This window comes from Arthrobacter sp. YD2 (assembly GCF_030410475.1).
Classification (GTDB): Bacteria; Actinomycetota; Actinomycetes; order Actinomycetales; family Micrococcaceae; genus Arthrobacter_B; species Arthrobacter_B zhangbolii.
In genome coordinates this window covers 765877-785435 of the sequence record NZ_JAUHHB010000003.1, presented here as the reverse complement: position 1 = coordinate 785435, position 19559 = coordinate 765877, and the positions used below count along the sequence as shown (strand labels likewise).

Genomic DNA, 19559 nt, shown 5'->3' with positions numbered 1-19559 from the left:
TTCCATTGACCCGGCCAGCCGGAGCCGGGCAGGGTTAATGGACCACCGGACCCGCGCCGTACGCCGTCAGGAGCCGTTTATGCTTCGCATCCTCTCCATTGATGGCGGCGGCATTCGCGGCATCATCCCCCTGACCTGGCTGATGGCGCTGGAAGAGCAGACCGGCCAGCGCACAGCGGAACTGTTCGATCTGGTGGTGGGAACCTCAGCCGGCGGCATGGCGGCCCTGGCGCTGGTTTCCCCGCAGCACAACGGGCACGGCTACAGTGCCGAGGAGGTGCGCCGGTTGAACCTGGACAGTGCCTCGCAGGTTTTTCCCCGGTTTCCCGGGCACCCCGCGCATGCCGCTGCCCCTGCCGGGGCACCAAGGTATTCCGCGGAGCCGCTGAAGCATTACCTGGACGAGGCACTGGGCGATCTTCCGCTTTCCGCTGCGGTCCGCCCGGTGGCGGTGACCACCTGCGACCTGGCGCATACGGAGGCGCTGCACTTCGCCGGTGGTGGCCTGGAACCCTCCGTCCTGGGGGATGCACCGATGGCGCTGGCAGCACAGGCGACGGCGTCGCTTCCCCGGTATTTCCCGGCCGTACCGTTTACGGACACCGAGGGCACCGCCAGGCAGCTGGTGGACGGCGGGCTGGCCGCCGATGATCCGGCGTTGCTGGGATACTCCCTCGGCACGGTACTGCCTGAGGCGGTGGACGGGGTACTGATGGTCTCGCTGGGGACCGGAACCAGTGCCGGAAACCGGAACGCGGGGCTGCGGCTGGGAGCTGAACAAACCCAGCAGACACCGGAACTGCAGGTACTGGAGAAGGACCTCTCCATGGTGCTCAGCGGCCCCGGGCAGGTGGCACGCGATTGCCTTGAGCTCATCCTGGGAGACAGGTACGTGCGGATCCAGACGGAGCTGTTGCCGGACGCGAGCCACGATTCGGATAACGCAGATGAAGAGAACCTGCAGCGGCTGATCGCCACGGCAGAACGAATGGTCCGGGACACCGCTGCGGACCTGGACCGGCTGGCCCGGCTGCTTCCGCAGGGGCCGGGACCTTGGCTGGCAGGGGAATGAGGGGAAGAATGGCGGGAAAGCGTTTTTGTGCCGTTCCGGACGGCTCGGCCTTCCCTGCCGGACATAAACCGGGACCATCATGGAGGTAGCTGTGGGCAGGAACCTCAAGCGAATCCGCCGAATTGCGCAGGCGCAGTTCGGTCATCCCGGCACGGGAGACAATTTCACCCAGACCTGTGCCCGGCTTGATGCAGCCATTTCCGCCACCGCCGCCAGCCAGAGCATGCTCAGGAACCAGACCCGGGCAGCCTGGGAAGTGCTGCGGCATTACAGTGCCGTTACCCGCTCCTATGAAACACGGCTGCGGTGCCTGGAAGAGGTCATCGCCGAAGAACGGCTCGACGCCGGGGAAACCGTCAGCCTTGCCCAAACCGCGCGCCGGATGCACGATCTTGCGGCCCGCATCGAAGCCACGGCACGCCAGCACTTTGACGTTGTCCGTTCCAAGGAATCCCGTGTGGAGGATTTGATGCACAAACTGACAAGTTCCAAATCCCAGCTAAAACTGGCCCAGACAGCCCAGAGCCATCGAAACCGTCTGCGCACCCTGGAAACCGCCGTTGGGCAGGACCAGATAATCCATAGCAGGGATGTCTACGACCATGAGCTCAGGGCGGCGTCCCGGCTCGCCCGCGAAGCCGAAGCGCTCGCCGGGCTGAAAGGCGGCTGGTCCTGATGTCGGCACAGATCAACCCGGTACTTATTGCCCTTCCCCTGAGTCCCCGGCGGACCCACTCGGTTCGAACGCTGGTTGGGCTGAGCATGGCAGCGGTGCTCTTCCTTTTCCTGGGCGGCGGCGACCTCGTGACCGTCCTCATCGGGATGGGATTCGCCGTCCATCCGGTGCAGGCCGCGGTGGACCGGCTGGTCCGCTGGCCGCGCCAGGACCGGACGGATGCCCAGGCCCTCACCGGGGTGGTCCGGGAATACTTTTACAACGCCCCGGAAGTGGACGCCAGGAGTGTCCGTGATCTGGTGCGGAAACGGCAGCTGCAGGTGAACGACGACGGCGGCGGGCAGCTGCGCATCGGCCTCACCGGGCGGCGGCACGCCACCGCATCCGGCAGCCGTCCCGAGGCCCGGCTGTCCTACAAATGTGGCGACGTAGGCCTGACGGATTTCGACCGTCTGCTGCAGAACGCGGAGCGGGACCCGCAGGTGCGCCGCGCCACCACCCGGATGCGCCGTCCGGACACGGGCACAGCCGCTGCGTGACCCGGGTGCTCTGCGGACACTGATGTGATGCACGCCCGGCAACGGACGGGCTCCGGGGCTGGGATCATGGAGGTATGCGAAAACTCAGCCTTCAGGAAGCCACCCGCCTTGCCGAACAGACCGCCGGGGTAGCCGAAGGCCACATCCCCTACGGCTCCGGGCTGGGAGCCCCTGCCTCCTTCACTCTGGCCTGGCTGCTGCAGGAAGCCGGAGTGGAGGAGATCCGCGTTGCCAGTGGAAGTTCCGGTATGGGGGATCACTTCTGGGTGGAAACGGACCAATGGCGGATCGATCCGACGCTCCGGCAGTTCGCCCATCTGAACAGCCGTCCGCTGGTGGAACCGGTGTCCGAGCCCGGAGGATTCCCGGCCGATAAGTACCATGCCATTCCCCGTTCCCGCCAGGAAGCTGTCCGCGAGGTGTCCTACGGATTCCGCAATGCGGCAGAAACCGAACAGTTTGTCCGCGAAATGGAGGCGGCAATCCGCCTGCAGTGACGGGCCGTCGTCGCACACCCGTAGAGCTATCCGCGGCCGTGTACTAGCCTCGGGCAGACCGGCAGGCACACGGCTCGGGCTGCGTCCTGCCGTAGCCTCGGGGTCCTCTCGCGCCGAGCGGGAATGAAAGGGCGTACCGCGATGCATAACAACCGCGAACTGGTGGAAGCCCGGATCAGCAGGTTCCTCCGTGACCGCCTCACCGGGAGCGTCTGGCGGGACCGGCGTCCGGCGGACCTCACCGCCCTGGACCTGCCCGGTGAACCCGAGCCCTTCGAGGTGGCCGTGGTCGGGCAATTCACGCCGTTCAGCACCGGCACCCCCTGGGGCGCCCCGTGGGGCACCACCTGGTTCCACGTTTCCGGCACGGTGCCGGCGGACTGGGAGCTGCAGGACGGGGACCGCCCGGAGCTGCTCCTGGATCTGGGCTTCAGCGACGGCGGCCCGGGATTCGGGGCCGAGGCACTGGTCTACCGGCCGGATGGCAGCATCGTAAAAGCCGTGGAACCGCGGAACCTGCACATTCCCCTGCCGCGGGAACCCGGGATGCCCTTCGGGTTTTATGTCGAAGCGGCATCAAATCCCAACGTGGCAGCGGGATTCAGCTTCGCGCCGACACCGCTGGGGGACCGGACGACGGCGGGGACCGCGCCGCTCTACATCTTTCGTTCCGCTGACGTGGCCGTGCTGGACGCCGGTGTGTGGAACCTGGCCCGGGACTTTTGGACGCTGAACGGGCTGATGCATGAACTGCCGATGGACCTGCCCCGACGGCACGAAATCCTGCGGGCGATGGAACGGGCCGTGACCGCCGTGGACCCCGCCGATGTTTCCGGAACAGCTGCTGCCGGGCGGCAGCAGCTGGCACGGGTCATGTCTCTTCCTGCCTACGCCAGCGCACATCGGGTACACGCCGTCGGGCACGCGCACATAGACTCGGCCTGGCTGTGGCCGGTGCGTGAAACGGTCCGGAAAGTGGCGCGCACGTTCGCCAACGTCCTGGAGCTGATGGACGCAGATCCGGAGTTCGTTTTCACGGCATCCTCGGCGCAGCAGTATGCCTGGCTGCAGGAGTACTACCCGGACCTGTTCGCCCGCGTGGCGGCGCGGGTACGGGAGGGACGGTTTGTGCCCACCGGCGGTATGTGGGTTGAGTCGGACACCAATATGCCAGGCGGGGAGTCCCTGGCCCGCCAGTTCGTGGCGGGCAAGCGGTTCTTCATCGAGGAGTTCGGGGTGGACCCGGAGGTGGTATGGCTGCCGGACTCCTTCGGCTACTCGGCGGCCCTGCCGCAGATTGCCCGGGCAGCGGGATCGCGCTGGTTCCTGACACAGAAGATCTCCTGGAATGAAACAAACACGATGCCGCATTCCACCTTCCTCTGGGAAGGCATCGACGGCACGCGGTTGTTCACCCATTTCCCGCCTGTGGACACCTACAACTCCGAATTGTCCGGGCGCGAACTCGCCCTGGCGCAGCGTCAGTTTGCCGAAAGAGGTTTCGCCAACACCTCCCTGATTCCCTTCGGCTGGGGCGACGGCGGGGGCGGCCCCACCCGGGAAATGCTTGCCGCCGCGTACCGCACGCAGTCCTTGGAAGGATCACCGTCGGTCCGGCTGTCCAGCCCGGAAAGGTTCTTTACCGCGGCCGAGGAGGAACTGGCTGATCCGCCGGTCTGGTCCGGGGAGCTCTACCTGGAATTCCACCGCGGCACTTACACCAGCCAGGCCAACACGAAGAAGGGCAACCGGCAAAGCGAGTCACTGCTGCGCGAGGCCGAAGTGTGGTGCACCGCAGCCGCCGTCGGTGCCGGTGCCGAGTACCCCTACCGGGAACTTGAAGAGGCCTGGCGGACAGTGCTGCTGCAGCAGTTCCACGACATCCTGCCGGGCACTTCGATTGCCTGGGTGCACCGGGAAGCGGAGCGGAACTATGCCCGGGTAGGCCGGCAGCTGACGGAACTGATCGGCACCGCGGCCCGGGCCCTGCTGGGATCCGGCAGCCGTACTGCGGTTCTGAACGCCGGGCCCTATCCGGTGCAGGGTGTGCCGGCATCCGGTGCCGGACCTGTCCCGGACCCGGGACTGTGGCGGTGGGAACCGTCCGGGGACGGCTGGAGCATCAGCAGCGGCAGGCTGAGGCTGCAGGTCAGTGCAGAGGGCCTGTTTACCTCCCTTGTGGAGTCCGGCTCCGAGCGGGAGGTTTTCCCGCCGGGACGCCCGGGCAACCTTTTCCAGCTTTTCCGGGACACCCCCAACCAGTGGGATGCCTGGGACCTGGATGCCCATTACCGGTTCAGCAGCACCGACCTGATGCAACCGGATGCCATGGGATCCGAGGACGGCGGACGGGTGCTGAGGATCGAGCGGAGCTTCGGTCATTCACGGATCACGGAGCGGGTGGCACTGAGCCCTGACGGATCGGCGGTGGACCTGGACCTTGAGGTGGACTGGCATGAGCGGCAGAAACTGCTCAAGCTCGCCTTCCCGCTGGACGTCCATGCTGACCGGGTGGCGTCGGAAATCCAGTTTGGGCACATCTTCCGGCCAACGCATGCAAACACGTCCTGGGACGCGGCACGGTTTGAAACCGTGGCGCACCGGTGGATTCACGTGGGGGAGCCCGGCTTCGGTGTTGCGGTGGCCAATGATTCGACGTACGGGCATGACACCTTCCGGGAGGTTTCGGACGGGAGGAGCTGCACCGTCCTGCGGCTTTCGCTGCTGCGCGCGCCGCTGTTCCCGGATCCGGACTCCGATCAGGGAGTACACCGGTTCCGGTATTCGCTGCGGCCGGCAGCGGAGATTCCCGACGCCGTGGCGGAGGGCTACCGGCTCAATCTTCCGTTGCGCACCGTCACCGGCATAGCTGCGGCGGATCTGCCGTCGCTGCTTACTACGGATAATCCTGCAGTGGTGGTGGAGACAGTGAAGCTGGCGGAGGACCGCAGCGGAGATGTGGTGGTCCGTCTCTACGAGGCACACGGCAGCCGGACGGAGGCGCGGTTGCGGACGGGATTCGAGTACGTGGCCGCCTGGGCTGCCGATCTGCTGGAGCGTCCGGTGGAGTCGGAGGTGCTCTCCGGTGCAGCGTCGCGGGACTCCGACGCGGTGCTGCGGCTGCGGCCCTTTGAACTGGTCACCCTGCGATTCCGCCGGGACTGACGGACTGCCGCGCCGGCCCGTCGGGGAGCTGAGACCACAGCGGGCCCGGTGCCGGCTACTTTGCGATGTTCTCTTCCGCCACGCTCAGCAGCTGTTCCTCGTTGGTGCGCACGTCCACCGGGCGTTTGCCGGAGAGCTGCCGGTTGGGCGTGAAGAACCACAGCGCAATCTGTTCATCCGGCCAACCCGCGTAGCGACCCATCCGGATCACGTCCTTGACGGCGGGGATGACCCGGGCGCTCGCCGAATCGAACTGGAACCCTGGATACAGGAAGTGTTCGCCACGCTTTACGGCAAGAACACGTCCCTTCCCGGTCAGCTGCCTTGCCATGGCATTGGGCCCGCCTCCGAACCCCAGCCGCTGCGCTATCTCGGCCACGGTGAAAAGGCCGCCTTCACGCTCCATAACCTGCCACTGCTTCTCAGCTTCACGATCGGCGGCCGGGTTTTTGCCGGCACCGCGTTTCGCCGCCGGTGCAGTGCCCGGCACCGCCTTCTCGGAGCTGTGCCGCTGGGGTTGACGATCGTTCATGGCGGCAACGCTACCGCCGCTGTCCGGCCAGCGGCAGGGGAAGGGACAACATTGGTCCGGTAACCGTCCAGAGGCATGTCCCGGGCCGGCTACAGGCAGGCCCCGGGCAGCAGCGGCCGGGCAGATCCCAGGCGGCGCCCGGCCGCTTTCAGGCAGCGTCCGGGCGCTTTTCCCCCGCCTCTACGGCGGCGGGTATCCGGTTGCCCTCGACCGGCATGGGACAGGTGCCGAACTCGGTAAACGCGCTGGGATAGTTCACGGCCCGGTTGAAATCGAGGACCAGCGGACCGGCTGCCGCCCCGCCGTTGGGTGCCGGGAACGTCAGGCTGCGCCACCCGGCCGTGGCAGCGCCGTTGGTCTCGTCATGGAAGGTCAGGTTGAGCCTGCCCGGTCCGGCCGCGCTGACCTGCAGGCGAAGCTCCGCAGCGGCTCCCGGCAGGGAAAACACCACTTCACCCACTGATCGCTGGGTTCCCGGGACCTGCGGATGGGCGGTGTGAATGGCCACGTCCACGGGCCGGGGGTAGTGCTCGAAGCGACCGGGGAGAACCCACCCGGGGGCATAGTCATAGACAGGCACTGAGCTGAAGGAAACTGCCACCGGTGATTCCGCATCCCGCGGGCGCACAGCGTAACGTCCGCCGCGCCTCGCCAGTTCCACAACCACGCGGTGGCCGTCCGGCCCGCCGTACCGGACCCACAGCAGCGACTCCTCATCGTCCAGGGATGCGGTGAACAGTCCGTCCACCGGACGCCCGGTCTCCACAAACGCCACCCCGTCCCCGGGACGGGCGGCCAGGGCCGCTTGGCCACCGGTTGCGGACCACAATCCCGGCAGCGTGCCCAGGGCGGCAGGGGAGTCCGGCAGCCAATGGAAGCCGGTGAGGCTCAGCCAGCCGTGGTCCTGCTTCAGGTCTGCTTCGCGCCGCTGCCGGAACACCTCCCATTCCCGCCGTGCCGTTGCTGCTTCTGTCTGGTCCACGAATCCTCCTCCGCCCTGCCGGTGCCGTCCTGTCCCAGCATGACCGATCACCCTGGCGCCGGTCATCTTTGGGGCGGGGGTTTCCGGCGGGCCGTCCCCGGCGGGCAAAACCCGGTGGCTCCGGCCGGCGGGGATCAGGAGCTGCCCATGCATGGAAAACTGGAAGGATGCAGCCGTTCGACAAAGTTCAGCCCATTGTCCTGCTCGTGGATAAGTCCGAGCCTGCCGCCCACCGCGATGCCGTAGCGGCAGCCGCCGTGGCCAGTGTGCGGTCCTATGCGGCAACCCATGACAGCCAGGCGTGGGAGAACTGGCTGTACGGACGGTTCACCAAGACCGTCCGCCGGGCTAATCCCAGTACCTTCGAGCGCCTGGCAGCCGAGGCGCCCTCGGGCCCAGTGTCCGTGGGACGGGCACAGGCCATTGCCTTCGAGCCGGTTACCTACGGGGAGATGCCGAAAAAGCTGGCCAAACTGCAGGTCTCCGGCACCCAGCTGCCCGATGAGCCGCCGGCACCTCAGCCGGATACTGCGCCCTGCGTCATCCTGAACCTGGATCTGGAGATGTCCACCGGCAAGGCGGCGGCACAGGCAGCCCATGCACTGCTGTCCTGGTATCTGGCGCTGCCCCTCCCCGAGCAGCTCGCGTGGGAACACGCCGGCTGGCCTGCTGCGGTCCAATTCATCCCCGGCGCCCGGTTCACGGAGCTGGCGGCAGGGCCTGGGGCAGGGCCGTTGATTGTTGATGCGGGGATGACCGAAATAGCACCGGACACCGCCACGGCCTTTGTCGCCCGGGCGGACGCAGGTTCGGCCGCAGCCTCGACCGCCTGACGGACTGCCGCCGGGGTCCGTGATAGAAAGAGCCGGTGAGCGAGACCCAGCGGACACCGGCAAAAAACACCGGACGTGGGCGTCCGCTCCCGTTCTGGATGGTGCTCCTCGCGGTGATCCTGGTGGCAGTGAACCTGCGGCCCGGAGCGTCCTCAGTGGGTCCGGTGCTGGCCGAACTGCAGGCCGCGCTGGGATTGGACGCCACGGCTGCCGGTGTTTTGACCGCACTGCCCGGGCTGACGTTCGCGGCCGTGGGCGCCTTCGCCGTTGCCCTCTCGCGCAGGACCGGAATCAACGGTGCCGTGGTCCTCGCCCTGGGCGTGGTGGCGGCGGGCCTGCTGGTGCGCGCCGTCGTCGGAACAGCGGTGCTGTTTATGCTGCTGACGGTGCTGGCCTTTGCCGGCATGGCCATCGGCAACATCCTGGTTCCCGCCTTCATCAAACGCCACGGCGGCAGGCGGCTTCCCCTCCTGAACTCCGTCTATGGCACCAGCCTGGCGCTGGGTGCCACCCTTCCACTGCTGTTCGGCGGCGTGCTGGCGGGTACGGGCCCTCAGGGCTGGCGGCTGAGCCTCGGGATCTGGGGTGCCGTGGCCCTGTTGGCCTTTATCCCGTGGGTTTTCCTGATGTGGCGGGCCGGACGGGATCCGGTGGCCACTGCCCGCAGGACGCGGACGGGGGCCAAAATGCGCTCCTCACGCATCGCCGTCGCCCTCAGCATTTTCTTCGGCGTGCAGTCAATGCATGCCTACGTCCAGTTCGGCTGGGCAGCCCAGATCTACCGGGACGCCGGGCTCGGGCAGGGCCAGGCCGCGCTGATGGCAGCGATCATCGCCGGGCTGGGCATTCCCGGCGGGCTGCTTATGCCTGTCCTGGTGGCACGCTCACCGCGGCTGCGGTCCTACATTGTCGGACTCGGTATCTGCATGGTTGCCGGCTACTCCGGGCTGCTGCTGGCGCCGAACACCCTGCCCTGGCTCTGGGCCGTGTGCCTGGGAGTTGGCGGTTTCGCCTTCCCGACGGCGCTGGCGCTGATCACCGCCCGGTCCCGGGAGCCGCAGGTTACCGCACGGCTTTCCGGTTTCATCCAGCCGGTGGGCTATCTGCTGGCGGCCATGGGTCCCTTCGCCATCGGTGCCCTCCACGACATTTCCGGCAGCTGGACGCTGCCGCTGGCGCTGCTGATCGCCTCGGCGGCGGTGATGGTTGGCGCCGGCATCATCGCGGCCGCTCCCGGGTACGTTGACGATGAACTGGCTAGCGGAGGTACGAAGCCCCGTTCACATCAATGATGGTGCCGCTCACCCACTCCGGGGCGTCAACGGCCAGCCACAGGACCGCGGCAGCGACCTCTTCGGGTTCGGCCACGCGGTTGAACGGACTCTGTGCACGGATGGCGACGCCGCTCTCTCCTTCCAGTGCCGGACGGCCCATCCGGGTGTCCACGAAGCCGGGGGCAACGGCGGTGGAGACTATTCCGTGCGGCGCCAGCGCCACGGCCAGTGACTGGGTGAGGGCATGCAGGCCGGCTTTGCTGGCTGCGTAGGCCGGCGTCTCGGCTTCGCCGCGGAACGCGCCCCGGGAGCCAACATTCACAATCCGGCCGCGGCCGCCCCCGCCGTCCTGCGCGCGGTTGATCAGGTGGTCCGCCATCAGCCAGCTCAGGTTCGCGGGAGCAAACAGGTTGAGGTTCATGGTCTGCCGCCACACATCCTGCCAATTGGCGTAGGAGGTGCCCGGCACGGGATGGGGCCGGTAGGTTCCGGCGTTGTTCACGAGCACATCCAGCCCGCCCAACCGGTCAGCAGCCTCCCGGAAGACCCGTTCGCATTCGGCCGCAGTGGAGAGATCCCCGATGACAACGGTGTGGCCGCTGCCGGGCAGGGAAGCTGCCACCTTGCGCCCCGCCTCGGCGTCATGACCAGCGTGGACCGCCACGCGGTGACCGGCTCCCGCAAGTGCGGCTGCAATGGCTGAACCGATGCCCCGGCCGGCGCCGGTGACCAGGCTGTGTGTACTCATGCACGCGAGCGTACCGGGCCGGGTCTAACCACAGGTATATGTGACGCCGTCCACGAAATGCTCACCCGGGCCCAGGTCATTGCAGACCTCAACCAGGTGCGCGATCACGGTAAAGAAGAAGATCCCGAAAATGATCGTTCCGAGGATGGACAGGATCGAGAGCACAATACCGATGACCGCGGGGATGTTTCCCATGCTGGCCCGGCGGGATTTACGCAGGCCCAGGATGCTCACGATCAGGCCCGCAATGTTGGCCACGGGGAAAAATGCCAGCACCAGGCCCACAACGCCCAGCACCATTCCCGGATTTTGCGGGGGCTGTCCGTAGGGCTGGACGGGATAGCCCGGCTGGCCGGGCTGCTGGCCGGGGTAACCCGGTTCCCGGCCGGCGGTCTGCCCGGGATATTCCCCGGGCGGAAGGGGTGGGGGCTGCTGCGCAGGTGTGCCCCGCCCCTCGGGATCCTGCCCGCCGTCGTTCTCCTGATACTGGCTCACCTGGTGCCGCCCTTCCCTACCCTTATTCCGGTTGCTTATTCCTGTTGCCGGGCCCAGAGTAGCGCCGCGCCGGCCCGGTGGCCCGGGTAACCGGTGGCGGATACTGCCGGCGGGGGCGGATACTGCCGGCGGGCAGATCAGGCTTCCTGTGGCCGGTCAGCCTCCAGCAGCCGGATGAGGGTGGCGGAGTCATAGGGGCCGTGGTGCCGCCGGTTGCCGATGAAAAAGGTGGGCGTGCCGTGCAGGTCCATGGACTCGGCGTCCAGGGCATCATCCAACACCCGGTTACGGATGTCTGCTGAGCGCAGGTCCGCTTCGAACCGGTCCGGATCCAGCCCCAGGGTCTCTGCCGCCGTGAGCAGATCTTCAGGGTCCAGCTGCTCCTGATGTTCGAAAAGGTAGGCGCTGTAGGGAAAGAACTGTCCCTGCCGATGTGCCGCTTCGGCCGCCTCTGCCGCGGCAACCGCGTGCGGGTGCACCCGCGTCAGTGGCAAATGGCGCCAGACGTAGCGCAGCTCGGAGCCAAAGTGGCGGCGCACCTCGGAGATGGCGCCTGTGGCCCGGCTGCAGAACGGGCACTCGTAATCACCGTATTCCACCAGGGTCAGCGGTGCGTCAGGGTTGCCGGCAACATGGTCCCGGGAGGCATCAACGGGTCTGGCCAGGACCTGTCCGGGAGGAACAGCAGGGCTCCGTTCCACAATCCTGAAGATGAGGGTACCCGCGGCGAATGCCAGCACCGATGCGGCCAGGACACCCACGCGTGCTTCGTTCTGCACGGCGGGGTCCGGGATGGCGAGACCGATGATGAACAGGGAAATGGTGAAGCCGATACCGGAAAGGGCAGCCCCTCCGGCAATCCGTCCCAGTGTCAGGCCGGGACCGAATTCCCCGGCGCCCAATCTGCGCAGCACCGCGGAAGCACCGAAAATGCCAAGGAATTTTCCCAGAACCAGACCGCAGATGATGCCCCAGACCAGGGGCGAGGTCACGGCGGATGCCACCGTGGAGCGGTCAAGCCGCACACCGGCGTTGGCGAGGGCGAACAGCGGCAGGATGGCGTAATTGACGTAGGGCGTGTACGCGCCGTGCAGCCGCTCGTTGATGGAAATGGACTCGCGAAGCCCGGACGCCGCCGCCCGGGCGTACCCCGAATTGGGGGACTGGCGGAAGACCTGTGCCAGCTGCACCGCATCTTCAACCTCCCGCCGGCCCGGCTGGAAAACGGGAACCAGCAGGGCAATGCCCACACCGGCCAGGGTTGGATGCACCCCGGACGCGTAGAACGCCAGCCAGGTGAGCACCGCCAACCCTGCATAGGCGGGACCCCGCCCGGCGGGCAGGTACCGGGCGCAGTACACCGCGGCCAGCCCGAGCAGGGCCAGCGGCAGCGGCACCCACTCCAGCCGCGCCGTATAGACCAGGGCAATGATGCTCAGCGCGGCGACATCATCCACCACCGCCAGGGTCAGCAGGAAAATCCGCAGCCGGCCGGGGAACCGGGGGCCGGCAATGGCCAGTGCCCCGAGCAGGAAGGCCGTGTCGGTGGAGATGACAACGCCCCAGGCGGCGGCGTTGCCGGTGCCGGCGGTGAACAGCAGGAAAATCAGTGCCGGCACCAGCAGACCCGCGGCAGCGGCCGCCACCGGAACCGCTGCCCGGGCACGGTTGGTCAGCTCCCCGAGGGCGAACTCCCGCCGCACCTCCAGGCCCACCACAAAAAAGAACACGGCCATCAGCGCATCATTGACCAGTTCCCGGAAGGACAGCTCCAGGACCATGCCGCCGGCACGCAGTTCGGCGGTGGAGTGCCAGAACTCCTCATAGGAGGCCGCGAACGGTGCATTCGCCCAGGCCACTGCCAGCACGGTGGCCAGCAGCAGCAGGGCTGCGGGCCGTTTGTCCGCGGACCCGCCGCCCGACGGCGCCGCGAGGCTGGTGGACCGGCCTGAACGGCGGGGCACCGGGATCCTAGAGCCCTGAGGGGACCGGCTGCACCAGTTTGCCGTGCAGCCGGCCGGCCAGGTCCGTGGTCAGCCCGCCCGCACGCAGCACCCCGGTGATCCCGCCGGAATGTGAGTCCAGAACGGCGAGCATGGTCCGCATTGCCGCCGGATGGGCGGCCAGCACGGGGTGGTCCAGGGGAATGTCTGCGCCGGCGCTGAGCTCGGAAAGGCCCATCCTCCGGTAAACCTCCGGCAGGCGGTCCTGGGTCCGGGAGTAGTCATCGGCAATGTCCTCGGGATCGGCACCCAGCACGGCGAGCAGGGCGGCTGCAAACATCCCGGTCCGGTCCTTGCCGGCAGCGCAGTGGAACAGCACCGTGCCGGGGGCATCGGCCACCGCCTCCAGTCCCCGGACCAGGGCTTCCTTCCGGCCGGTAAAGATTTTGGCGTACCACTGGCCCACATGCTCGGGGGTGCGGACGGACGCAAGGAACTGTCCGGCCAGCTCCGGGGGCGCGGCCTCCGCATCGGTCAGGGGCAGCGCCAGATACCGGAGCGGATGATCCGCCGACGGGCCGCGTCCGGTGCGCTGCGCCTCCTGCGCGGAACGCAGGTCGATGATGGTGGACAGACCCGCCTCCACCAGCTCGGCGACCTGGGCGGGCGTGGTGGTGGCGACGTCGTCCGAGCGCAGGACCAGGCCGGGGCGGATGCGTCCGCCCCGGACCGGGATACCGCCCAGATCACGCAGATTCGCCAGCGGGGCTGGAGCGGGGGCGGACGCAGAGGCTGGACGGGTTGCTTCGGACATGGGCGGGTTTTCCTTCCGGCAACGGTGGCGCGCCCGGCCGTGCCGGGGCCGTGGAACGTTTGGGACCATCTTAGGACGGCTTGGAAAAGTGTGCGCGGACACCCGAGTATGAGGCACGGCTCACAGGGAGATAGGGTGAATTGATCAAGTTCTCTGAAAGGCCCTCTCCATGCACCGTCGCATTGCCCATCCCGGACTCCAAAACCTCGTTATGTCAGCAGAGCAGGCCGCGGCCATGATCAGGCCGGGAATGACGGTGGCCATGAGCGGTTTCACCGGGGCGGGGTATCCCAAGGCTGTGCCGGGGGCGCTCGCAGCCCAGATGGAAGCGGCGCATGCCAGGGGCGAAGACTTTCAGATCAAGGTGCTGACCGGGGCCTCCACTGCGCCGGAACTGGACGGTGTCCTGGCCAAGGCCGGCGGCATGGAGCTGCGCCTGCCCTACCAATCCGATCCCACGCTGCGGAAGCGGATTAACGACGGCGAACTCGAGTACATCGACATCCACCTCGGCCACGTGGCCCAGTACACCTGGTTCGGGTTCTACGGGCACGTGGACCTGGCCGTCATCGAGGTGGTGGGCATCAATGAGGACGGCAGCCTCATCCCCTCCTCCTCGGTGGGAAACAACAAAACCTGGATTGAGCAGGCGGACAAGATCATCCTCGAGGTCAATCTCCAGCAGCCCGAGGCCATGGACGGCATGCATGACGTCTACTACGGCACGGCACTGCCGCCGCACCGCAAGCCCATCATGCTGGTGAACCCGGATGACCGGATCGGCGAGCCGTACCTGCGCCTGGACCCGGAGAAGGTCATTGCCGTGGTGGAAACCGACGCCCCGGACCGGATGACGCCCTTTGCCGCCCCGGATGAAACCTCCCAGCAGATTGCCGGGCACCTGCTGGACTTCTTCGACAGCGAGATCAAGGCCGGACGGCTGACGGATAAGCTGCTGCCCCTGCAGTCCGGGGTAGGCAACATTGCCAACGCCGTGCTCGCCGGGCTTTCCACTGCGGGTTACACCGGACTGACGGCGTACACCGAGGTGATCCAGGACGGCATGCTGCACCTGATCCGCGACGGCGTCATCCGCGTGGCGTCAGCAACGTCCTTCTCGCTGAGCCCGGCCGGAATCGAGGAGTTCAACTCCAACATCGACTTCTACCGCGAACGGATCATCCTGCGCACCCAGGAGATTTCCAACCATCCCGAGCTGATCCGCCGGCTGGGCTGCATTGCCATGAACGGCATGATCGAAGCGGACATCTACGGCAACGTGAACTCCACCCACGTGGCCGGCACTGCCATGATGAACGGCATCGGCGGGTCCGGGGACTTTGCCCGCAACGGCTTCCTCTCCGCCTTTATGTCCCCTAGCACCGCGAAGGGCGGAAAGATTTCCGGCATTGTGCCCATGGCGGCACACGTGGACCACACCGAGCACGACACGATGCTTATCATCACCGAGCGCGGGCTCGCGGATCTGCGCGGACTTTCACCCAAGCAGCGTGCCCGCACGATCATTGAAAAGTGCGCCCACCCGGACTTCCAGCCCCTGCTGCAGGACTACTTCGACCGCGCCAGCCGGGAGAGCTTCGGCAAGCACACTCCGCACCTGCTCGATGAATCCCTGTCCTTCCATCACCGTTTTGTGGAAACCGGCACGAGCCTGCCGGCAACGGCAGGCCTCTAGGCCAGGTGCCGCGGCGGGTCAGCTCCCGCCGCGCAGCCGGTCCAGTTCGCGGCGGTCCCGCTTGGTGGGACGGCCGGCACCGCGGTCCCGGACCGGAATTCCGAGCGCAGGAACGGCGGGGCGCGGCGGGGTATGGTCGACAAAACAGTGCGCCGCCGCCTCGGCCCCCACACGCTTGCTGATCAGCTGGCGGACTTCCAGGATCCGTTCAAAGCCGGGCTGGCGCACCCTGATGGTGTCCCCGGGCTGCACGGAATGCGCCGCCTTGGCCGGGCTGCCGTTCAGCCGGACGTGGCCGGCGCGGCAGGCTGCGGTGGCAGCGGAACGGGTTTTGTAGGCGCGTATCGCCCACAGCCAGGCGTCGAGCCGTACGGTCTTGGAAGTGCTTGCTGGAATGCTCATGGAGCCTCCGAGTCTAACGAAGTCCGCGCAGCTTGGCAGCGTCCTCCAGGGACTGCTGCTGATGCGCGCTCACCACGCTTCCCGGGACCGGACCCGCTGCGGGCGGGGCAAAACCGCCCGTGTCCTGCCCGCCGGCCAGCATGCGGCGCACTTCGGCGGGTGTGTAGGGGACGGGAACCCGGGTATGCGCCACGGCATGGCAGGTGGGGCAGAGCGGCACCAGATCAGACACCGGGTCCAGCTCATACCCGTCGGACAGATCTGCTCCGGGGAGAAGATGGTGGATCTGCAGCACGTGTTCCGCGCCCGGGCCGTAACGCTCCCGCGGCACGATTCCGCAGGCGGCGCAGGAGCCGCCGTGAAAGGCCAGGCACACCCGGCGCGCGGCGGCGTCATGCTCATAGCGGTTCACCGGCCGGGCAGAGCGGACCCGCGGGTCCGTGGTGCCGGGCAGGGGAGCGAGCGGATCCGTGTGGGCGAGGTCCAGTGATGCCAGATGTACCGACCATGCCCGCCGCAGCGGCGGAAGGCCCGCAGGCGGAACGGTTCCACCGGTCCTCAGCGCGCCCCAGCCGACTTCGGGTACGGCGGTCCGGAGATCAGCGACCGGCAGGTGTTCCCCCAGCGGCAGCAGGAGGTCAAAGCGGATCTGCCCTGCCCCGGCACTGCCTGCTGCCGGGCCTTCCGTCGCGTCTGCCTCGCCCGGGACGAATCCATGCCCCAGCAGCCCGCCGCCGGCAGTGCTTCCGGCGGCAAACAGCCACACCTCGTCACCCGGAGCTGCCGGTGCCTGCAGGTTCTGCGCCGGAGGGCAACGCCAGGAGAATTCTCCGGTGGCAGCCACGGCGGCGACAGCCGGCCCGTAGCCGCCCGCCCAGGCATCCGGCCTGCCGGTATCCCAGACCAGCAGGACCGAACGCACCGTTAGCGCGGCTGGTAGGTCAGGCAGTCGGCCATTTCCGCGCCCGGCCCCACCCGTACGTCATGTGCATCACACATCAGGTGATTGTTGAACGCGCACTCATTGCGCTGGCAGGCGCCCACCTGGGCCAGGACCTTTGGCAGCCCGCCGGTTGCCGAGGTGTCGATAAAGGTGGAGCAACTGGCATGGTCACGTGTCCCGCCCACGGTGATCGCGTAGGCGGTGCACCCGTCGTGGTTGAAGTCGCAGTTCGAAACGGCGCAGTCCTGCACATGGGCAACATGATCGGTCATGATTCCTCCAGCGGGTATCCGGTGTGGCGGGGTATCTTTCCGTGCCTGGCTTTCGAACGTACCACCGTGGCAGCTGAATAATTAGGGCGAATTTGCTGCACCTATTTCCCGTCGGAGCCCTGGCCGGCCGGGGAGTGCATACCGGCGTCGTTTTGTTGTGCGGCGCCGGGGTTGGGTAGAACGGGAGTATGACCGCAACGCAGGCCGCACAGGTGGCCCACAGCATCCGCAGCAGAGCCGAAGCGGAGGGTCTGGTCCTGGATGATGCCCAGCTGGCGGTATTGCCGGCGCTATCCGCAGCCGCTGCCGCAGCTCTCTCCCCGGACCCGGCACCGGGTTCTGCATCGCTGTACCTGTGGGGTCCTCCCGGACGGGGTAAAACCTGGCTGCTGGACGCCCTGTATGACGGTGTTGATGTTCCGGAGAAGCGGCGCCTGCATTTCCATGATTTCTTTCGTGAACTCCATGAGCGGGTTTTCCAGGGTTACGGTGCTCCCGGCTACCGGAAGGACTCGGCCTTTGCCGCAGCCCTGGAGCAGATGCTGGGGTCGGTGCGGCTGCTGTGTTTTGATGAATTCCACGTCAACGACCCGGCGGATGCCGCATTCATCACCCGGATGCTGCGTACCGTCCTGGACCGCGGGATAGTCCTGGCAGCTACCTCAAACTACGCTCCCCAGGAGTTATTGCCGGATCCGATGTTCCACCATCTGTTTGAACCGGGCATCGCCATGATCACCGATCAGCTGCAGGTCCTGGCATTGGACGGGAACGTGGATTACCGCGACAGGCCGCGGGACGGGGCCAAGGCCGGGTTCGCCGCCGGGCACCACCTGCGCCAAGCTAACCCGGAGTCCCTCGCCTGGGCAGGACTGGTGCCGCCCGCCCACGGAGAGTCGGTGACGCTCACCCCCGGCAGCCGGGCGCTGCGGGCCCTGCGCGCTGCGTCCGGGCAGCTGTGGTTCGACTTCGAGGATCTCTGCCACGCACAGTCGGCCACCTCTGACTATCTGCAGCTCTCGCGGACCTACCCGCACTGGGTGATTTCCTCCGTGCCATCCACCGCGGGCTCGAACCCGTACGGCTGGCAGCGGTTCGGGAACGTAGTGGACGTGCTTTACGACGGCGGCTGCCGGTTGGACGTTATCGGGCTGCCGGATTATTCCGGCGTCTTTCCCGGAACGGCGCACCCCACTGACCTGGCCAGGATCAGAAGCAGGTTCGGGATGCTGCAGCGGAAGCCCACCGACGCGGACTAGGCCTCGGTCTCTGCTGTTTGGCTGGCCTCAGTGAGCTTCTGCCGGGCCTTTTCCGCAGCCCGGCGTGCCGCCCGGGCCGTACGCCGGGCGTTGTCCCGAACGCGTTCGAGCCTGCCGGATTGCCGGTCCACGGAAGCGACCTCCCGCTCCAGGGTCCGGATACGTTCTCGGAGCTCATCAATCTCATCGGTAAGGTCATCCCGCCGGGCGGCGGTTTCCTCGACGTCCCGCTGGGCCGCGTCCAGGGCGTCCTGCGCTTCCTGCTCCCCGGCCTCCGCTTCCTCGAGATGCTGCCGGGCTTTTTCCACGGCACGCTCGGCCGCGGCCCGGCGCCGCCGCGCCGCGGCGCTGTCGGTTACGGCGCTCTTTCCGGGTGTGCCCTGGCCCGATGTGCCGGCGTCCGGTCCGCGTCCCCGGCCGGGACGGAGCCCCTCTCCGTGCTTCACCGAGCCTGCATCCGCGACCGCGTCCTGGAGCTCCACCTCCTCCCAGCCGCTGGCCTGGAGCGACCGGACGAGCTGACCGCTGGCCACGACGTCGGACGCAGCCGCATCGGCCATCGCAGCCCACAGCGTCTGTTCCGCTTCGGCCGCGATGCCTTCGCTGACCGGGTGGTCCAGCTCGGCGGCCAGCTCGCGGGCATCCCGGATAATCGCCCGCAGCAGCCGCTGGCGTTCAACGCTGAGCCTGCGCAGCTGCTTCTGGTCCAGATCCTCCTGTGCCTCGCGCAGCGCCGCCCCGAGTTCCAGGACGCCGTCCAGTTCCTCCCTACGCCGGTGGGCCAGCAGGTTTACCAGCCACGCAGCCATGGACGGTTTCGGCAGCCGCTTGATCCGTTGGGCGAGGTCTTTGTTGCCATCACGTCCTGCCGCAGCGGATCTGGCATTCCGGGCCGCCGTGAAATCCGAGGGCAGCAGTGCGTAAAGCTCTGCGATAACTTCGCCCAGCCCCGGAGTTTCCTGCGGATGCTTCGCAGGCGACGTCACCCGAAGACTCCGAACCGTCCCAGCGCCACCAGCAGGGACAGGACCATGAGGATTGCCGCCAGCGCTATGCGGTTCCGTTCCCCGCGGCGCATATGGACAAAGATGGCCAGCGCCATCAGCACGGTCAGCCCTGAAGCGGCCACCGGCGTCAGCAGGGGAAGGGTCCCGGTTGCCTCGGGGACAACCAGCCCCACGGCAGCCAGTACTTCCAATATGCCGATGAGTTTTACGGTGGCCGGCGGGAAATCCTCCGGCCAGCGCAGGTTCTCGGCCAGCCGTTTATGGCGCTGGGTAATCTTCATAAAACCGACGCCGGCAAAAAGTAACGCCAGGACCAGCTGGACGAGCCATAGGACCAGAGACAGCATGGATGGGCGACTTTCTCGGTAAAAGGGTCAGGGACGGCGCAGGAACCGCCGTGAAACCATAAC

20 protein-coding genes are annotated in these 19559 nt (G+C 67.3%); 9 read left to right on the top strand and 11 right to left on the bottom strand.

Features of this window, described 5'->3' with window-relative positions:
• The first annotated feature begins 37 nt into the window (after positions 1-37).
• From QWJ37_RS14620 to QWJ37_RS14600, 5 genes are all read left to right on the top strand, one after another.
• The gene (locus QWJ37_RS14620; protein WP_290245717.1) at positions 38-1072 is read left to right on the top strand and encodes a patatin-like phospholipase family protein; all 1035 of its coding nucleotides are present in this window, start codon (positions 38-40) and stop codon (positions 1070-1072) included.
• Between the two features lie 79 nt (positions 1073-1151).
• A complete protein-coding gene (locus QWJ37_RS14615; RefSeq protein ID WP_290245716.1) occupies positions 1152-1748 on the top strand; it encodes a hypothetical protein in 597 nt (198 codons plus the stop codon).
• Complete coding sequence (locus tag QWJ37_RS14610) at positions 1748-2287, top strand: hypothetical protein (RefSeq protein ID WP_227905665.1); 540 nt, start codon at positions 1748-1750, stop codon at positions 2285-2287. The genes QWJ37_RS14615 and QWJ37_RS14610 overlap by 1 nt, the downstream gene beginning before the upstream one ends.
• A gap of 74 nt (positions 2288-2361) precedes the next feature.
• The gene (locus QWJ37_RS14605) at positions 2362-2784 is read left to right on the top strand and encodes a hypothetical protein (protein WP_227929219.1); all 423 of its coding nucleotides are present in this window, start codon (positions 2362-2364) and stop codon (positions 2782-2784) included.
• Between the two features lie 141 nt (positions 2785-2925).
• Entirely contained in the window at positions 2926-5949 is a 3024-nt protein-coding gene (locus tag QWJ37_RS14600) for a glycoside hydrolase family 38 C-terminal domain-containing protein (RefSeq protein ID WP_290245715.1), read from the top strand.
• 55 nt (positions 5950-6004) lie between these two features.
• Here QWJ37_RS14600 and QWJ37_RS14595 read toward each other — a convergent pair whose 3' ends face one another.
• On the bottom strand, positions 6005-6481 hold the full coding sequence (locus QWJ37_RS14595) for a hypothetical protein (RefSeq protein WP_227905679.1): 477 nt from the start codon (positions 6479-6481) through the stop codon (positions 6005-6007).
• 148 nt (positions 6482-6629) lie between these two features.
• On the bottom strand, positions 6630-7463 hold the full coding sequence (locus tag QWJ37_RS14590; RefSeq protein ID WP_290245713.1) for a DUF1684 domain-containing protein: 834 nt from the start codon (positions 7461-7463) through the stop codon (positions 6630-6632).
• A 167-nt stretch (positions 7464-7630) separates the two neighbouring features.
• Between QWJ37_RS14590 and QWJ37_RS14585 the strand changes: the two genes are divergently transcribed.
• On the top strand, positions 7631-8296 hold the full coding sequence (locus QWJ37_RS14585) for a peptidyl-tRNA hydrolase (protein ID WP_290245712.1): 666 nt from the start codon (positions 7631-7633) through the stop codon (positions 8294-8296).
• Positions 8297-8331: 35 nt separating this feature from the next.
• Complete coding sequence (locus tag QWJ37_RS14580; protein ID WP_290245711.1) at positions 8332-9588, top strand: MFS transporter; 1257 nt, start codon at positions 8332-8334, stop codon at positions 9586-9588.
• Here the strand turns inward: QWJ37_RS14580 and QWJ37_RS14575 are convergent.
• The 4 genes from QWJ37_RS14575 to QWJ37_RS14560 form a co-directional block, all read right to left on the bottom strand.
• Positions 9554-10318, bottom strand: coding sequence for an SDR family oxidoreductase (locus QWJ37_RS14575; protein WP_290245710.1), 765 nt, complete (start codon positions 10316-10318; stop codon positions 9554-9556). The genes QWJ37_RS14580 and QWJ37_RS14575 overlap by 35 nt on opposite strands.
• Positions 10319-10342: 24 nt before the next feature.
• Positions 10343-10813, bottom strand: a complete 471-nt coding sequence (locus QWJ37_RS14570; protein WP_290245709.1) for a hypothetical protein — start codon at positions 10811-10813, stop codon at positions 10343-10345.
• A 137-nt stretch (positions 10814-10950) separates the two neighbouring features.
• Positions 10951-12777: a Na+/H+ antiporter NhaA gene (nhaA, locus tag QWJ37_RS14565; RefSeq protein WP_290245708.1), complete on the bottom strand. Its 1827-nt coding sequence runs from the start codon at positions 12775-12777 to the stop codon at positions 10951-10953.
• Between the two features lie 7 nt (positions 12778-12784).
• Entirely contained in the window at positions 12785-13570 is a 786-nt protein-coding gene (locus QWJ37_RS14560) for a tyrosine-protein phosphatase (RefSeq protein WP_290245707.1), read from the bottom strand.
• A 169-nt stretch (positions 13571-13739) separates the two neighbouring features.
• Between QWJ37_RS14560 and QWJ37_RS14555 the strand changes: the two genes are divergently transcribed.
• Entirely contained in the window at positions 13740-15266 is a 1527-nt protein-coding gene (locus tag QWJ37_RS14555) for an acetyl-CoA hydrolase/transferase family protein (protein ID WP_227905696.1), read from the top strand.
• An 18-nt stretch (positions 15267-15284) separates the two neighbouring features.
• On the opposite strand, the gene QWJ37_RS14550 is transcribed toward QWJ37_RS14555, so the two are convergent.
• Genes QWJ37_RS14550 through QWJ37_RS14540 form a run of 3 tightly spaced genes read right to left on the bottom strand, consistent with a single transcriptional unit; the run spans position 15285 to position 16883 of the window.
• A complete protein-coding gene (locus QWJ37_RS14550; RefSeq protein ID WP_290245706.1) occupies positions 15285-15668 on the bottom strand; it encodes an RNA-binding S4 domain-containing protein in 384 nt (127 codons plus the stop codon).
• Between the two features lie 13 nt (positions 15669-15681).
• Complete coding sequence (locus QWJ37_RS14545; protein WP_290245704.1) at positions 15682-16590, bottom strand: restriction endonuclease; 909 nt, start codon at positions 16588-16590, stop codon at positions 15682-15684.
• Between the two features lie 2 nt (positions 16591-16592).
• On the bottom strand, positions 16593-16883 hold the full coding sequence (locus QWJ37_RS14540) for a DUF1540 domain-containing protein (RefSeq protein WP_227905704.1): 291 nt from the start codon (positions 16881-16883) through the stop codon (positions 16593-16595).
• A 188-nt stretch (positions 16884-17071) separates the two neighbouring features.
• On the opposite strand from QWJ37_RS14540, the gene zapE reads away from it, so the two are divergent.
• Positions 17072-18142 carry a cell division protein ZapE gene (gene zapE / locus QWJ37_RS14535; RefSeq protein WP_290245702.1) on the top strand — a complete coding sequence of 357 codons (1071 nt, stop codon included), beginning with the start codon at positions 17072-17074 and terminating at the stop codon, positions 18140-18142.
• Here zapE and QWJ37_RS14530 read toward each other — a convergent pair.
• Together QWJ37_RS14530 and QWJ37_RS14525 are read right to left on the bottom strand one after the other, a co-directional pair.
• The gene (locus tag QWJ37_RS14530; RefSeq protein WP_227905708.1) at positions 18139-19128 is read right to left on the bottom strand and encodes a hypothetical protein; all 990 of its coding nucleotides are present in this window, start codon (positions 19126-19128) and stop codon (positions 18139-18141) included. The two genes, zapE and QWJ37_RS14530, sit on opposite strands and share 4 nt — an antisense overlap.
• Positions 19125-19496, bottom strand: a complete 372-nt coding sequence (locus QWJ37_RS14525) for a DoxX family protein (protein WP_290245701.1) — start codon at positions 19494-19496, stop codon at positions 19125-19127. Before QWJ37_RS14525 ends, QWJ37_RS14530 begins: the two co-directional genes overlap by 4 nt.
• Between the last annotated feature and the right edge of the window lie 63 nt (positions 19497-19559).

What these genes read in the sequence shown, in the direction of transcription:
- QWJ37_RS14620 (WP_290245717.1), top strand. Translation starts at nt 38, where the DNA reads ATGGACCACCGGACCCGCGCCGTACGCCGTCAGGAGCCGTTTATGCTT.
- QWJ37_RS14615 (WP_290245716.1), top strand. Translation starts at nt 1,152, where the DNA reads ATGGAGGTAGCTGTGGGCAGGAACCTCAAGCGAATCCGCCGAATTGCG.
- QWJ37_RS14610 (WP_227905665.1), top strand. Translation starts at nt 1,748, where the DNA reads ATGTCGGCACAGATCAACCCGGTACTTATTGCCCTTCCCCTGAGTCCC.
- QWJ37_RS14605 (WP_227929219.1), top strand. Translation starts at nt 2,362, where the DNA reads ATGCGAAAACTCAGCCTTCAGGAAGCCACCCGCCTTGCCGAACAGACC.
- QWJ37_RS14600 (WP_290245715.1), top strand. Translation starts at nt 2,926, where the DNA reads ATGCATAACAACCGCGAACTGGTGGAAGCCCGGATCAGCAGGTTCCTC.
- QWJ37_RS14595 (WP_227905679.1), bottom strand. Translation starts at nt 6,481, where the DNA reads ATGAACGATCGTCAACCCCAGCGGCACAGCTCCGAGAAGGCGGTGCCG.
- QWJ37_RS14585 (WP_290245712.1), top strand. Translation starts at nt 7,631, where the DNA reads ATGCAGCCGTTCGACAAAGTTCAGCCCATTGTCCTGCTCGTGGATAAG.
- QWJ37_RS14575 (WP_290245710.1), bottom strand. Translation starts at nt 10,318, where the DNA reads ATGAGTACACACAGCCTGGTCACCGGCGCCGGCCGGGGCATCGGTTCA.
- QWJ37_RS14560 (WP_290245707.1), bottom strand. Translation starts at nt 13,570, where the DNA reads ATGTCCGAAGCAACCCGTCCAGCCTCTGCGTCCGCCCCCGCTCCAGCC.
- QWJ37_RS14555 (WP_227905696.1), top strand. Translation starts at nt 13,740, where the DNA reads ATGCACCGTCGCATTGCCCATCCCGGACTCCAAAACCTCGTTATGTCA.
- QWJ37_RS14550 (WP_290245706.1), bottom strand. Translation starts at nt 15,668, where the DNA reads ATGAGCATTCCAGCAAGCACTTCCAAGACCGTACGGCTCGACGCCTGG.
- QWJ37_RS14540 (WP_227905704.1), bottom strand. Translation starts at nt 16,883, where the DNA reads ATGACCGATCATGTTGCCCATGTGCAGGACTGCGCCGTTTCGAACTGC.
- zapE (WP_290245702.1), top strand. Translation starts at nt 17,072, where the DNA reads ATGACCGCAACGCAGGCCGCACAGGTGGCCCACAGCATCCGCAGCAGA.
- QWJ37_RS14525 (WP_290245701.1), bottom strand. Translation starts at nt 19,496, where the DNA reads ATGCTGTCTCTGGTCCTATGGCTCGTCCAGCTGGTCCTGGCGTTACTT.